Origin of the sequence: Streptomyces sp. WG7, assembly GCF_049975785.1 — a bacterium.
Classification (GTDB): Bacteria; Actinomycetota; Actinomycetes; order Streptomycetales; family Streptomycetaceae; genus Streptomyces.
In genome coordinates, this window is record NZ_JBNGGE010000155.1 from 1 (window position 1) to 1,032 (window position 1,032).

At 70.6% G+C, this 1,032-nt stretch carries 1 protein-coding gene; it reads right to left on the minus strand.

The window, feature by feature from the left end; translation table 11 throughout:
- Positions 1 to 1,032, minus strand: a 1,032-nt coding sequence (locus ACP4J0_RS38485; RefSeq protein WP_426604098.1) for an AMP-binding protein, incomplete at both ends; no start/stop codon positions are given.

Sequence of the window (1,032 nt, forward strand, 5' to 3'; positions counted from 1 at the left end):
TACCAGCTCAGGCGGACACGCCTCCGCCCCCACCGCCAGAGCCACCAGACCCTCCAGCCGCTCCCACGCACCATCCGGCAACGTCGCCACCACCGACGGCGGCAAGAACGCATGCGTCACCCCACCGACGGACAGCGCCGCTTCCAGATCCTCCCCCGCCAGCCCGGACCCGCCCTCCGGCACCACCAGCGCCGCCCCAGAACCCCACGCCAGAACCAACTCCAGCACCGACGCGTCGAAACTCAGCGACGCCGTACGCAGCACACGGCCACCCACGCCGACACCCATCCGATCCACCAGACCCGCCGCGAACCCCGCCACACCGGCGTGGGTGACCTCCACACCCTTCGGACGACCCGTCGAACCCGACGTGTAAATGACATACGCCGGGTGCGAGAGCAGCAACGGCACCACGCGTTCCCCGTCAGCGATCTCCTCACCCGAGAGGGACGCGCACGCCTCGGTCACCGATGGATCGTCCACGGCCACCACCTCCACCGGCAGCCTCTCCGGCAGGCTCCCTGCTGCCGCCTGCGTGGTCAGCACCAGACCGGGCCGCGCGTCCCCCAGCAACCAGCCGATCCGCGCACCCGGAAACTCCACGTCCACCGGCACATACGCGGCCCCGGCCGACACCACACCCAACACCGACACAAGCTGCTCCACACCCGCAGGAACGGCGACCCCCACCACATCCCCAGGACCCACCCCCCGACCGATCAGCCAACGAGCCAGCCGGTTCACCCGCCCCGCCAACTCCCCGTACGACCACACCCCGCCGCCACACACCACCGCCACCGCCTCCGGGCACTCCCGCACCCGCCCGGCAAACAACCCCGGCAACGTCACCGGCACCGGCACACCACCCGACACCGACCACCCCAACAACCGCTCCCGCTCACCCCCACTCAACACATCCAGCTCACCCACCCGCGAACCGGGCCCTGCAACCGCCCCACTCAACACGCGCACCAACCGCGCCCCGAACAACTCCACCGTGCCCGCGTCATACAGGTCCGTCGCGTACTCGAT